General features: G+C 70.5%; 12 protein-coding genes. 9 read left to right on the forward strand and 3 right to left on the reverse strand.

All coding sequences use genetic code 11. The annotated features are described in order from the left end of the window. Nucleotides 1–107 precede the first annotated feature (107 nt). Nucleotides 108–323: a hypothetical protein gene (locus tag Q0C38_RS18105; protein WP_291298523.1), complete on the reverse strand. Its 216-nt coding sequence runs from the start codon at nt 321–323 to the stop codon at nt 108–110. Further along, complete coding sequence (locus Q0C38_RS18110) at nt 320–3,319, reverse strand: PAS-domain containing protein (protein WP_291298524.1); 3,000 nt, start codon at nt 3,317–3,319, stop codon at nt 320–322. The genes Q0C38_RS18105 and Q0C38_RS18110 overlap by 4 nt, the downstream gene beginning before the upstream one ends. Nucleotides 3,320–3,544: 225 nt before the next feature. On the opposite strand from Q0C38_RS18110, the gene Q0C38_RS18115 reads away from it, so the two are divergent. The 5 genes from Q0C38_RS18115 to Q0C38_RS18135 all read left to right on the forward strand — a co-directional run bounded on the left by Q0C38_RS18115 (nt 3,545) and on the right by Q0C38_RS18135 (nt 8,555). Next, a complete protein-coding gene (locus tag Q0C38_RS18115; RefSeq protein ID WP_291298525.1) occupies nt 3,545–4,765 on the forward strand; it encodes an NADP-dependent isocitrate dehydrogenase in 1,221 nt (406 codons plus the stop codon). Between the two features lie 59 nt (nt 4,766–4,824). Further along, on the forward strand, nt 4,825–5,379 hold the full coding sequence (tssD, locus tag Q0C38_RS18120) for a type VI secretion system tube protein TssD (RefSeq protein WP_291298526.1): 555 nt from the start codon (nt 4,825–4,827) through the stop codon (nt 5,377–5,379). 19 nt (nt 5,380–5,398) lie between these two features. Next, the gene (locus Q0C38_RS18125) at nt 5,399–6,094 is read left to right on the forward strand and encodes a DUF599 domain-containing protein (RefSeq protein WP_291298527.1); all 696 of its coding nucleotides are present in this window, start codon (nt 5,399–5,401) and stop codon (nt 6,092–6,094) included. Between the two features lie 101 nt (nt 6,095–6,195). Further along, on the forward strand, nt 6,196–6,708 hold the full coding sequence (locus tag Q0C38_RS18130) for a DedA family protein (protein ID WP_291298528.1): 513 nt from the start codon (nt 6,196–6,198) through the stop codon (nt 6,706–6,708). A gap of 116 nt (nt 6,709–6,824) precedes the next feature. Further along, nucleotides 6,825–8,555: a SulP family inorganic anion transporter gene (locus Q0C38_RS18135; RefSeq protein WP_291298529.1), complete on the forward strand. Its 1,731-nt coding sequence runs from the start codon at nt 6,825–6,827 to the stop codon at nt 8,553–8,555. Between the two features lies 1 nt (nt 8,556). On the opposite strand, the gene epmA is transcribed toward Q0C38_RS18135, so the two are convergent. Further along, nucleotides 8,557–9,609, reverse strand: coding sequence for an EF-P lysine aminoacylase EpmA (gene epmA, locus Q0C38_RS18140; RefSeq protein WP_291298539.1), 1,053 nt, complete (start codon nt 9,607–9,609; stop codon nt 8,557–8,559). Between the two features lie 44 nt (nt 9,610–9,653). Between epmA and Q0C38_RS18145 the strand changes: the two genes are divergently transcribed. The 4 genes from Q0C38_RS18145 to Q0C38_RS18160 form a co-directional block, all read left to right on the forward strand. Then, the gene (locus Q0C38_RS18145) at nt 9,654–10,712 is read left to right on the forward strand and encodes a lysine-2,3-aminomutase-like protein (protein WP_291298530.1); all 1,059 of its coding nucleotides are present in this window, start codon (nt 9,654–9,656) and stop codon (nt 10,710–10,712) included. A 44-nt stretch (nt 10,713–10,756) separates the two neighbouring features. Then, entirely contained in the window at nt 10,757–11,323 is a 567-nt protein-coding gene (gene efp / locus Q0C38_RS18150) for an elongation factor P (protein WP_291298531.1), read from the forward strand. 15 nt (nt 11,324–11,338) lie between these two features. Beyond that, nucleotides 11,339–12,163 carry an inositol monophosphatase family protein gene (locus Q0C38_RS18155; RefSeq protein WP_291298532.1) on the forward strand — a complete coding sequence of 275 codons (825 nt, stop codon included), beginning with the start codon at nt 11,339–11,341 and terminating at the stop codon, nt 12,161–12,163. An 80-nt stretch (nt 12,164–12,243) separates the two neighbouring features. Next, nucleotides 12,244–12,460, forward strand: a 217-nt coding sequence (locus tag Q0C38_RS18160; protein WP_291298533.1) for a hypothetical protein, incomplete at its 3' end; no start/stop codon positions are given.

Genomic DNA, 12,460 nt, shown 5'->3' on the forward strand with positions numbered 1-12,460 from the left:
CATGAGCAGACGATCGTTCCGTCGACAAGACGGTTCGGCAGCGTCGGCTCCTCGCAGAAGGGGCAGAGGATGGGCCCGCCCTCACCCGGCATGCTCATTCCTGCCCCTCAGCCGATCCCAGGCTCGTTGCGGCGGCGATCCGGCAACGGCGCAAGTGCCGCGATGGCCTTCCCCAGCGCATCGTCGCCGTCCCTGCGGGCCAGTTTCGCTGCCGCATCGCGCGCGGCGGTGAAGCCCGCGACATAGCCCGCGTAGCTTGCGCGGTCCAGGCTGACGGCAAGCGCCTGGGCGGCCGCGTGCGTTGCTCCCTCCGCCCTGCTCATCCCGCCTTCGCCGGGCTCTGCGCCTTGAGCGCGGTGAGCGCGCGATCGACCACGTCACCGAGGTCGCGGACCAGCGACACGGCTTCGTCGCCATGGCCGTCGCGCGCGGCATGCTCGATCGCGACGGCGCGCTCGGCAAGCTCGCGCAGGCCATAGTTCGCTGCACCGCCGCGCAACGCGTGCGCCTCGCGCTGCAGCGTCGGCAGGTCGGCCGCAGCGGCGGCCCCCTCGAGGGAGCGCGACCGCTGCCGCACCTCATCGACGCAGGCACCGATCAGCATCACCAGCGTGTCGGGCGACAGGCCGCGGCGAAGCCGGGCGAAATGATCCTCGTCGATGCCGCTGCGAATGGGGTCGCTCGCCTGCGCCTCGGCGCTCAGCGGCGGCAGGTGGCGGGCCAACGCCTCGGCCAGCATTCGTCCCGTCACCGGCTTGGCGAGAACCCCGTTCATCCCGGAGGCGAGGAAGCGCTCGCGGTCGCCGGCCATCACGTTGGCGGTCAGCGCAACGATCGGCACGCGGCCGGCGGGGCCCGGGAGGGCGCGGATCTCGCGCGTCGCGGCAAGACCGTCCATCTCGGGCATGTACATGTCCATGAAGATGAGGTCGTAGGGCCGCGTGCGCGTTGCCTCCACCGCCTCGATGCCGTTGCCCGCGACATCGACGTGGTGGCCGTCCTTGCGTAGCAATGTCGCGGCCACGAGCTGGTTCGCGGGGCTGTCCTCCGCCAGCAGCACGCGGGCGCGCCTGGGCGGCGTGAGGGGGGCCAGTTCCGGCTGCGGCTCGGGCGCGCGCTCCGCCTCCGGCAGGTCGAGGACGAACCAGAAGACGCTGCCGCCGCCGGAGCGCTGGTCGATCCCGACGGTGCCGCCGAGCAGTTCGACGAGACGGCGGCAGATCGCAAGCCCGAGCCCCGTGCCGCCGGTGCGCCGCGCATCCGGCCCCTCGAGCTGCGAGAACGGCTGGAACAGCAGCGGCCGCTGTTCGAGCGGAACGCCGGGGCCGCGATCGGCCACCGAGAAGCGAAGCCGCCGCATGCGCGCCTCGGGTGCTGCCGCATCCGCCGCGGCGACGGCGACGACGATCTGCCCGCGCTGGCTGAACTTCACCGCGTTGGAGATGAGGTTCAGCAGGATTTGCCGGATGCGCCCGGCATCGCCGCGCAGCGCCGCCGGCACATCGGCGCCGACCTCGACCGCGATCTCGAGGTCGCGCTCGCGGGCGGCCGGGCGGAACAGCTCGACCGAGCCGGCAAGCAGCGGCCCCAGCGCGAAATCAGACGGTTCGAGCACAAGTCTGCCCGCCTCGATCTTCGACAGGTCGAGGATGTCGTTGATGATGGCGAGCAGGTGCTCGGCGCTGTCGCGCGCGGTCTCGACATAGCGGCGCTGCTCCGTGTCGAGGGCGGTGTCGGTCAACAGCCCGAGCGTACCGATCACCGCGTTCATCGGCGTGCGGATCTCGTGGCTCACCACCGCGACGAAGCTCGACTTGGCGGCGGAGGCGGCTTCCGCGATCTCGCGGGCGCGGCGCATCTCCTCCTCGCCGCGGCGGCGCGGCGTGATGTCGGTGTAGGCGGTGACGAACCCGCCGCCCGGCAACCCCGTGCGCGTGATCTCGATCACCCGCCCGTCGGGGCGGGTTCGCTCATAGACCCCGAAGCTGCCGGCGCGGACCACGTCGAGGCGGCGACGCACCTCAGTCTCGATGTCGTCGGAGCCGAACTCGCCGCCCTCGGCCTGGGCGCGGATGATGCTCTCGTACGTCGCGCCTTCGAACAGCAGCGTGCCTGGAAGCCCGATCACCTCCTCGAGCCTGTCGTTCCATGTCACGAGCCGGTAGTTGGCATCGAACACCGTGACGCCATCGGACAGGTTGGCAAGCGTGGTCTCGAGCAGCGCGGATTTCTCATCCGCCTGGCGCTTGGCGCGCGCCATCTCGCGGTTCGCCTCCTCGAGCACCACGCGTTCCCGCGCAAGCTCGCCCTCGCGCCGCCCGCGGCGTGCGACCTCGAGCAGCAATGCGCCGACAAGTGCGACGAGGCCGAGCGTGATGGCGGCGGCAGCGGAAAGGGTGGAGAAGGACCGCGCGCGGATGCCCGACGCGATCACCGTCTCCGGGATGGCGACGACCGCGATCAGCGGCACCTCCGGGACGTGGCGGAAGGCAACATGCAGCCGCGCCCCGGGGACGGCTGGCGAGGCGATGGCAAGCGTGCCGCGGGGGGCGGCGCGCATGTCATAGAACAGCGCCGAGGCGCCGATGTCGCGCCCGACGTCGCCCAGCAGCGGGCCGGAGGACGCACGCACCACCCCGTCGCTGCCGACCAGCGCCACGACGATGCCGCTCTCCCGCTCGGCGTCGACGATGGGGCGGACAAGGTCGGCCGGGTCGAGGGCGGCGGCGATCACACCGGCGAAGCTGCCATCGGGGCGCGACAGCCGCGTCGGCACCGCAATCGTCATCCTGCCGCTGACGCGGCCCATGTACGGCCTGCTGACGAAGGGCCTGCCGCCCTCGGCGGCGGCAATGGCAAGGAAGAAGTCACGGTCGCCGGCAAGCACCAGGCTGGCCGGGGCGACCGGCGCGCTGTCGACGATGAAGCCGTCCGCGCCAACGACGACGACCTGGGCCACCGCGTCATCCACGGGGCGGACACGCTCGAACACGGCAGCGGCGGGAATGGCGCGCGGATCGCCGAGCGCGTCGCGCTGGGCCCTGTCACGGGCCGCGAGGAGCTGGGCGTGCACGAGGGTGAAGATGCGCCGCGCCTGCGCATCGAGGGTCGCGGCCGTGGTCGCGGCGAGGCGGGCGGCCTCCTCGCGCTGGGCATCGCGCTCGAGGGCAAGCTGGCCAAGCACCCCGATCCAGAGCACGGCGATGGCGAAGACGCCAGCCGCGACAAGGCCGAGCGAGCCTGGCCTTCCCGTGGCAAGCCTGCCTATCACGCCACGGCGTGGCGAGGCCTGCCCTGTCGTCTCGCTCGGTCCTGCCATGCGCCGACGCCACGTCTCCGCTGCCGCTGGCCCAGATCCGGGCCATGCCACTGTGCCGCTGCCACTGTGCCGCTGCCACTCTGCCGGGCAGGGCGGGCGTGTGCAACAACCGCAGCAGGGCGGAAGGGTCCGCCTTGCTTGCCGGCGGGCCTCTACTTATGGTGCCGCCGCGTCAGCGGGCAAGCGCGCCCGTCGTTCCCCCCGCCGCATCCCGGAGACAGACAGATGCCCAAGATCCAGGTGAAGACCCCCATCGTCGAGATGGATGGGGACGAGATGACGCGCATCATCTGGGGGTTCATCAAGGAGAAGCTCATTCTCCCGTACCTCGACGTCGACCTGAAATACTACGACCTCGGCATCGAGTACCGCGACCAGACGAACGACCAGGTGACGGTCGATGCCGCCAACGCGACCAAGCAGTACGGCGTCGCGGTCAAGTGCGCGACGATCACGCCGGACGAGGCGCGGGTGAAGGAGTTCGGCCTCAAGAAGATGTGGCGCAGCCCGAACGGCACGATCCGCAACATCCTGGACGGCACGATCTTCCGCGAGCCGATCATCTGCAAGAACGTGCCGCGCCTGGTGCCGCACTGGAACCAGCCGATCGTGATCGGCCGCCACGCCTATGGCGACATCTACAAGGCGGCCGAGTTCAAGATCCCCGGCCCCGGCAGCGTGACGATCACCTGGACGCCGCATGACGGCACCCCCGGCCTCGCGATGGAGGTGATCGACATGAAGGGCCCGGGCGTCGCACTCGGCATCCACAACACCGTCGCGTCCATCCAGGGCTTCGCGCGCGCCTCGTTCAACTATGGCCTCGCGCGCAACTACCCGGTCTATCTCTCGACCAAGAACACCATCCTCAAGGCCTATGACGGCACGTTCAAGGACGTGTTCCAGGAGGTGTTCGAGGCCGAGTTCAAGGCCGAGTTCGACAAGCGCGGGCTGACCTACGAGCACCGGCTGATCGACGACATGGTCGCCTGCGCGCTCAAGTGGAACGGCGGCTACGTGTGGGCCTGCAAGAACTATGACGGCGACGTGCAGTCTGACATCGTGGCCCAGGGCTTCGGCTCACTCGGGCTCATGACCTCGGTGCTGATGACGCCCGACGGCAAGACCATCGAGAGCGAGGCCGCCCATGGCACGGTGACGCGCCACTATCGCGACCACCAGGCCGGGAAGGAGACCTCGACCAACCCGATCGCCTCGATCTTTGCCTGGACGCGCGGCATCGCCTATCGCGGCAAGTTCGACGGCACCCCCGATGTCGAGAAGTTCGCCGCAACCCTCGAGCGCGTCTGCATCGAGACGGTGGAGAGCGGGTTCATGACCAAGGACCTTGCCGTGCTGATCGGGCGCGAGCAGAAGTGGATGAACACCCAGGCCTTCCTGGACAAGCTCGACGCCAACCTCAAGACGGCAATGGCAGCCTGGTGAGCAGACTCCGGCATGGCACCCCCATGCCGGAGCCCTTTCTTTCAGCGTCGGAGAGAGCGATGTACGAATTCTACGTCACCATCATCGGCGCGAAGCAGGGACGCTTCCCGGGCGAGGCGCCGCAGGGCCCGCACGAGGGCAAGCTGGTCGGCCTCGCCTATGACCAGGCAAGCCTCACCGCGACGTCGAGCACCGGCACGCGCACTGGCAAGCTCACCCTCCAGCCGGTGCGCTTCACCAAGGAATGGGGTGCCGCGAGCCCTGCCCTGCTCGCCGCAATCGGGGCGGGCGAGGCGCTCACCTCCGTCGTGTTCGAGTTCGTGCGCACCTCCGACGAAGGCGTGCAGGAGGTGTTCCACCGCGTCACCCTCGCCAATGCGCGGGTGGTGGAGCTTCGGCCCTTCGTCGATCTCGACGCTGAGCCGTCGAGCCTGATGCCGCTGCCGCCACTCGAGGAGGTGGCGATCGCCTATGCCGGGCTGACGGTGGAGAACCTGGCGCACGGCACGCGAGCCTCGGCCGGCACGGTGGGCAGGGCGAGGGCCACGTCGGCGCCGCGGGCGAAGCCGGCCGCCAAGGCGAAACCGGCGGCGAAGGCCCGCACGCGGCGCTGAGCCGGCCCAGCGCTCTGCCATGGGCCCGGTGATCGGCCCGGTCGGGCTGCTCGACCTCGCCGCGCTGACCGTCTTCGCTGCCTGCTGGTTCGGCTACGCGGCCGTGGTCGACCGCGTGCCCTCCATCCGTGCCCGCAGCGTGATCGCGGCGATGGACGAGCACCGGCGCCGCTGGATGCGGGCGATGGTGGGCCGTGACGTGCGCGTGTTCGACGCCGTCGTCATCGGCAACCTGATGTCTTCGGGCACCTTTCTCGCTACCACGGCCATCTTCATCCTCGGCGGCCTCGTCGCCATGCTCGGCGCCTCCGACATGGGGCTGCGCGTGGTCGGGGCCCTTCCCTTCGCGGCGACGACAAGCGAGGGGTTGTGGGAGATCAAGATCGGCCTCCTGCTCGTCATCTTCATGGCGGCATTCTTCGAACTGACCTGGTCACTCCGACAGTTCAACTACTGCCAGATCATCGTCGGCGGCATCGGACGCGAGGCGGACGAGGCCGCCTTCGCCCAGGCCGAGACGGCGGCCCGCGTGGCCAACCGGGCGGCCAAGCACTTCAACACCGGGCTCAGGGCCTACTATTTCGGGCTTGCCGCGCTGGCCTGGCTGATCCACCCCCTGGCCCTGGTCGCCGCCAGCCTGCTCGTGCTGGCCGAGCTTCACCGCCGCGAGTTCCGTTCGGTGGTTCGCGACGCGGCGATGACGGAACGGTCATGATCGCTGCGCTATGACAAGCACGCCATGACCGGCTGAGGGGGCTTGAACCCGCCCCCCCGGACGGACCACCTGCCCAGCCGTTGCTTCAGGAGGCTTCCCGCTTGGACCAGTTCGCCCAGGATGCCCTGGCCCTCGTGCGCGATAACGCAGCCTGGGCGGCGCCAATCACCTTCGCGCTCGCCTTCTGCGAGTCGATCGCCTTCCTCTCCCTCATCGTGCCGGCGACGGTGCTCCTGGTCGGCCTCGGCGCGATCGTCGGTGCCGGCGGGGTGGATTTCGTCAGCGTCTGGATCGCGGCGGCGGTTGGTGCGGTGCTGGGCGACCTCGTGTCCTACGGGGCGGGGTATGTGCTGAAGGGCAGGGTCGCCGGCATCTGGCCGCTCTCGCGACACCCCGACATGCTGGTGAAGGGCGAGATCTTCTTCCGCCGCTTCGGCATTCCGGGCCTGTTCATCGGCCGGTTCCTCGGGCCGATGCGGGCCTCGGTGCCGCTCGCCGCCGGCATGTGCCGGATGAACGTGGTGACGTTCACCGTCGTCGGCATCGCCTCGGCCTTCGTCTGGGCCGGGGTGCTGATGGCGCCGGGTGCCTTCGGGATGGCAGCCATCCTCTGAGAGCCCGCCTGCCAATGCGACTGCCATGGCCGCCGGGCAGCGCACTCCCAAACGGGCTCTGAGCGGCTCGTTCGTTGCACGCTTGAACCTTCGGCCCGGCGGCGCGACGATGGGCGATGAACGACGCTTCGGCTGCGCCGGCCGCGTCCCTCGGCAGGCCAGCCCCGCCAGCCTGGCACCTCTTCGTGCCGAAGCTCATCACCGTGCTCCGGCAGGGCTACGGGCTTGCGCATTTCCGCGCCGACGTGCTTGCCGGCCTCACCGTCGCCATCGTTGCCCTGCCGCTGGCCATGGCGCTCGCCATCGCCTCGGGCACGACGCCCGATGTCGGGCTCGTCACCGCCGTCGTCGGCGGGTTCCTCGGCTCGGCGCTCGGCGGCGCCAGGTTCAACATCTCGGGGCCGACCGGGGCGTTCGTCGTCGTCGTCTTTGGGGTGATCGAGAAGCACGGGTATGACGGGCTGCTGATGGCCACCGTCATGGCAGCGGCGATGCTGGCCGCGGCCGGGCTGTTCCGCCTCGGCACCTGGATCAAGTACGTGCCGGAACCCGTCGTCGTCGGCTTCACCGCCGGCATCGCGGTGATCATCTTCTCCTCCCAGATCCGCGACCTGTTCGGGCTGTCGATCGCGCGGCTGCCGGGCGGCGTGCCGGCGCAGTGGGAGGCGTTCTGGGGAGCGCGCGCGAGCGTGTCGGCGGCAGCGATCGCCGTCTCCGGCGCAGCACTCGCGACCATCGTGGCGATCCGCCGGTACGCCCCTGCCCTGCCGGGCTTCCTCATCGCGGTGGTCGGTGCCTCGCTTCTCGTCACGCTCTCGGGCCTGCCGGTCGAGACCATCGGCTCGCGCTTCGGCGCCATCCCCTCCTCCCTCCCCGCGCCGTCGCTGCCGTATTTCGAGGTGGGCCGGATCGGCGAACTGCTCGGGCCCGCCTTCACCATCGCCTTCCTCGGCGGCGTCGAGAGCCTGCTCTGCGCCGTGGTGGCGGACGGGATGACGGGGCGGCGGCATCGGTCCAACGCCGAGTTGCTCAGCCAGGGCATCGCCAACCTCGCCTCCGCCTGCTTCGGCGGCCTGCCCGTGACGGGCGCGATCGCGCGCACCGCGACCTCGATCCGCGCCGGCGCGAAAACCCCCGTCGCCGGCATGCTGCACGCGGTGTTCCTGCTGGGCTTCATGATGATCGCAGCCCCGCTCGCCTCCTACGTGCCGCTCGCCTCGCTCGCCGCCGTGCTCGTGGTCGTGGCGTGGAACATGAGCGAGCAGCACAAGCTCCGCCACATGCTCGCCACCGCGCCGAAGGGCGAGCGCCTCGTCCTCGTCATCACCCTCGGGCTCACCGTGCTGGTCGATCTCACGCTCGCGATCGAGGTCGGCGTCGTGCTGGCCGCGATCCTGTTCATGCACGGCATGGCGGAGGCGGTCTCGCTCACCCCGGAAGGGGCGCGGGTGATCGTTCCGGACGAGGATGATTTCGCGAGGCCAAGGGATGACCGCTACAGCCAGCGTGACGCGCTGCCGGAGGGGGTGGAGGTGTTCCAGCTGCGCGGCCCGCTGTTCTTCGGCGCGGCGGGAAGGCTGGCCGACGTGATGGAGACGATGCCGCGCGCGCCGCGCCACTTCATCCTGCGGATGCGCGAGGTGCCGTTCATCGACAGCACCGGCGTCGCCGCGCTCGCCGACTTCGTGCGGCGGTCGCGCGCCGCCGGCACGCACGTGATCGTCACGGGCGTGCAACCACAGCCGCGGACGGTGATGGCGCGGATGGGCCTGACGGATACGATGCCGGGCTTCACCGTGGCGGAGGACTTCGCCGCGGCACTCGCCCTCGTCCGCGCCGCTGCGTGACTCAGGCTCCTGACGGAACGACTGGCAGCCACAGCACATCCCCGATCCGGCCGGTTCCTGACGCCAGCATCGCGAGCCTGTCGAACCCCATGGCGATGCCCGCGCAAGGCGGCAGGCCGTGGTCAAGCGCGGCGAGGAACTCCTCGTCCACCGCACGCGCCTCGCCCGTCATGGCCTTCCGCTCGGCCGCCCAGGCGGCAAAGCGGACGCGCTGCTCTGCGGCATCGGTCAGCTCCTCGTAGGCGTTGGCAAGCTCGAGCCCAGCGGCGAACAGCTCGAACCGCAGCGCCACGCGTGGGTCATGCGCATCGCGGCGTGACAATGCTGCCTCCGAGGCCGGCCAGTGCGTGAGGAAGGTCGGTCGCTCCCGCCCGATCGCCGGTTCGATGCGGTCGAGCAGGAGGCGGAAGAACAGGTCCTGCCACGTCTCGCCAGGCCTGTGCGCGACGCCGAGCGGCGCGGCGGCGGCGGCCAGCAGCCCGACATCGGGGACCAGCGGGTCGGGCGCGGTGGCAAGGATGTCGAGCCCGCCGCAATGCAGCCGGAACGCGTCCGCCACGGTCAGCCGCTCGAACCGCCGGTCCGTCGGCACCGCGAGGGTTGGCGACCGCAGCCCCTCCGGCACCACGGCGCGGACCAGCGCCTCTGTCTCGTCCATCAGCCCGTCGAGCGTGAGGCCGGGGCCGTACCATTCCAGCATGGTGAATTCCGGCTGGTGGTTCGGACCCGCCTCGCCGTTGCGGAAGACGCGCGCGAACTGGAAGATCGGGCCGGACCCGCCCGCCAGCAGCTTCTTCATCGCGAACTCGGGGCTGAACTGGAGGAACAGGTCGCGCGCCCCCCCCTGCTCGCTCGGGCCCAGCTTGGCGGCATAGCGCGTGGCGAACGGGTCGAGATGCGGTTCCATGCCGGGGCATGGCTGCAGCACCGGCGTCTCCACCTCCATGTAGCCGCGCGAGCCGAGGACCGCGCGGATGTCGGCCGCGAGCCGCGCGCGCCGGCGCAGGAAGGGCAGCCGCGCGGCCAGCCGGCCAGGGTGCCAAGGGGGGGAGATCACGCGGTTGCCTCCGGCGCAGGACGGGACTAAAGGCGGCGACCATGCCGGACGGCCACGCCCCCGCAAAGACGCTCCGCACCCCCGCAGCGCTCGCCGCCGCAGGGCTGGTGCGTGACGATCCCGCCCTCGCGCCGGTCGCGGCGCGGTATGCGATCGCCGTCACGTCCCATGTCGTGGGGCTGATCGACCGCGCCGACGCGCAGGACCCGATCGCCGCGCAGTACATCCCGCATCCAGACGAGGCCCTGGTGCGCGATGACGAGCACCCCGACCCGATCGGCGATGACGCGAAGAGCCCCGTCACCGGCATCGTCCACCGCTACCCCGATCGCGTGCTGCTGAAGCCCCTGCTCGCCTGCCCGGTCTATTGCCGCTTCTGCTTCCGCCGCGAGAACGTCGGGCCCGATGGCGGGGTGCTGTCGGAGGCGGAACTCGCGGCGGCACTCACCTACATCCGCGCGCGGCCCGCCATCCGCGAGGTGATCCTGACGGGCGGCGACCCGCTGATGCTCTCGCCCCGCCGGCTTGGCGCGATCCTCGCCGCCCTCGATGCCATCCCGCATGTGGAGCTTCTCCGCATCCACACCCGCGTCCCGGTGGCAGACCCCTCGCTGGTCACGCCAGGCCTCGCCGCGGCGCTGGAGACGGCCAAGCCGCTCTGGCTCATCCTGCACGCCAACCATGCGCGCGAACTCGCACCCGAGGCGCTGGCCGCCATCGCGGCGATCCAGCGCACCGGCGTGCCGATGCTGGCGCAGAGCGTCCTTCTCGCCGGGGTGAATGACAGCGAGGTGGGGCTGGAGGCGCTGTTCCGCGCTCTCGTCGCCGCCAGGGTCAAGCCCACCTACCTGCACCACCTCGACCCCGCCCCCGGCACCGCGCGCTTCCGTGTGCCGCTCTCGCGCGGCCGGGCGCTGATGAAGGCGCTGCGCGGCCGCGTTCCCGGCCATGCCCTGCCGACCTATGTGGTCGACCTCCCCGGCGGGGCCGGCAAGGTGCCGGTGGCCGAGAGCCACGCCCTTGCCGACGGGGCCTTCTGGGTCATCGAGGCGCCTGACGGAAGCCGCCATCGGCTTGCCGATGGTGCCGAAAGCGTCTAACACCCGCGCCGACCCCAGGAACCAGCGACGGAAGCGGCTCTGCCATGAAGATGCAGGCAAACCAGATGCGCCCAGGCCACGTGATCGAGCACGAAGGCCGCCGCTGGACCGTGCTCAAGAGCGCGATCAACACCCCGGGCAAGGGCGCTGCCGTCATCCAGGTCGAGATGCGTGACCTGAAGTCCGGCGCCAAGAAGGACGAGCGCTGGCGGACGGTGGATACGGTCGAGCGGCTGCAGACCGAGCAGAAGGAAATGGATTTCCTCTACGCCACCGGCGACGCGCTGACGCTGATGGACAAGGAGACGTTCGAGCAGATCGAGCTCTCCGCCGATCTGGCGGGCGATGCCAAGCAGTTCCTCCAGGAGGGCATGATCCTGACCGTCGACCTGGTGGACGGCGATCCGGTTGCTGTCCACCTGCCCTCGACCGTGATCCTCGAAATCGTGCAGGCGGATCCGGTGGTGAAGGGGCAGACCGCGACCTCCTCCTACAAGCCCGCGATGCTCTCGAACGGCGTGCGGACCATGGTGCCGCCGTTCATCGAGAGCGGGGAGAAGATCGTCGTCCGCACCGAGGATGCGACCTATGTCGAGCGGTCGCGCGGCTGACCCGCCGCACACACCGTGGCAGTTCCCCGTTTCTCCCCCGTCGTCAACGTGATGGTCTCGGCCGCCCAGAAGGCGGCCAAGCGGCTGCTGCGTGATTTCGGCGAGGTCGAGCAGCTCCAGGTCTCGGTGAAGGGACCGTCTGACTTCGTCAGCCAGGCCGATCTCCGCGCCGAGGAGACGCTGCGCGTCGAGCTCGCCAAGGGCCGCCCCGACCATGCCTTCCTGATGGAGGAGAGTGGCGGCTCCGGCCCGGAGGAGTGGAAGTTCCGCTTCGTGGTCGACCCGCTCGACGGCACCACGAACTTCCTGCACGGCATTCCGCACTGGGCGATCTCGATCGGCCTCGAACGCCGCCTTGGCAAGACGACCGAGGTGGTCGCCGGCGTCATCTACAGCCCCGCGCAGGACGAGATGTTCGTCGGCGAGAAGGGTGTTGGCGCTTTCCTGAACGAGCGGCGCCTGCGCGTCTCCTCGCGCCGGGAGATGCGCGATGCGCTGTTCGCCACCGGCATTCCCTTCGGCGCGGTGCCGAACAAGCGGGAGTTCACGGCAACGCTCGCGACGCTGATGCCGCAGGTGGCCGGCATCCGGCGCGCGGGGGCAGCGGCGCTCGACCTCGCCTGGGTGGCTGCCGGGCGGTATGACGGGTTCTGGGAACTGCACCTGAACCCGTGGGACATCGCGGCTGGAATCCTGCTGGTCCGCGAGGCCGGCGGCTTCGTCACCGCCCCCGATGGCGGCGATGCCTTCGCGACCGGCGACGTGGTGGCGGGCAATCCGCAATTGCAGCCGAAGCTGCGCGAGGTCGTTCTCGAGGGCATTGCCACCGCGCGACGCTAAGCGACGCACCCGGGTTGGTGTGCACCTGCGTCATCGCGTAAGGTCAGCGCTGAGTTGATGTTCGACGCGCCGCGGAGACCATGCAAGGCCCGTTCCGCCTGATCCTGACGCTGCTGGGATTGCTGAGCCTGCCGGCGATTGCCGCCGCGCAGGACCCGTCCGTGCGCGTCGACCGGTCCGTGCTGAACGAGCTTGGCCCGGCGCCGCGCGTGCCGGGGCAGGCGGTCGAGTCGCCACAGCGGGCGCAGCAGCCACGCCAGCGCGCACCTCGGCGTGCGCAGCGGCCACAGCGCCAGG

This window comes from Elioraea sp. (assembly GCF_022842375.1).
Classification (GTDB): domain Bacteria; phylum Pseudomonadota; class Alphaproteobacteria; order Acetobacterales; family Acetobacteraceae; genus Elioraea_A.

What these genes read in the sequence shown, in the direction of transcription:
- Q0C38_RS18105 (WP_291298523.1), bottom strand. Translation starts at nt 323, where the DNA reads ATGAGCAGGGCGGAGGGAGCAACGCACGCGGCCGCCCAGGCGCTTGCC.
- Q0C38_RS18110 (WP_291298524.1), bottom strand. Translation starts at nt 3,319, where the DNA reads ATGGCAGGACCGAGCGAGACGACAGGGCAGGCCTCGCCACGCCGTGGC.
- Q0C38_RS18115 (WP_291298525.1), top strand. Translation starts at nt 3,545, where the DNA reads ATGCCCAAGATCCAGGTGAAGACCCCCATCGTCGAGATGGATGGGGAC.
- tssD (WP_291298526.1), top strand. Translation starts at nt 4,825, where the DNA reads ATGTACGAATTCTACGTCACCATCATCGGCGCGAAGCAGGGACGCTTC.
- Q0C38_RS18125 (WP_291298527.1), top strand. Translation starts at nt 5,399, where the DNA reads ATGGGCCCGGTGATCGGCCCGGTCGGGCTGCTCGACCTCGCCGCGCTG.
- Q0C38_RS18135 (WP_291298529.1), top strand. Translation starts at nt 6,825, where the DNA reads ATGAACGACGCTTCGGCTGCGCCGGCCGCGTCCCTCGGCAGGCCAGCC.
- Q0C38_RS18145 (WP_291298530.1), top strand. Translation starts at nt 9,654, where the DNA reads ATGCCGGACGGCCACGCCCCCGCAAAGACGCTCCGCACCCCCGCAGCG.
- efp (WP_291298531.1), top strand. Translation starts at nt 10,757, where the DNA reads ATGAAGATGCAGGCAAACCAGATGCGCCCAGGCCACGTGATCGAGCAC.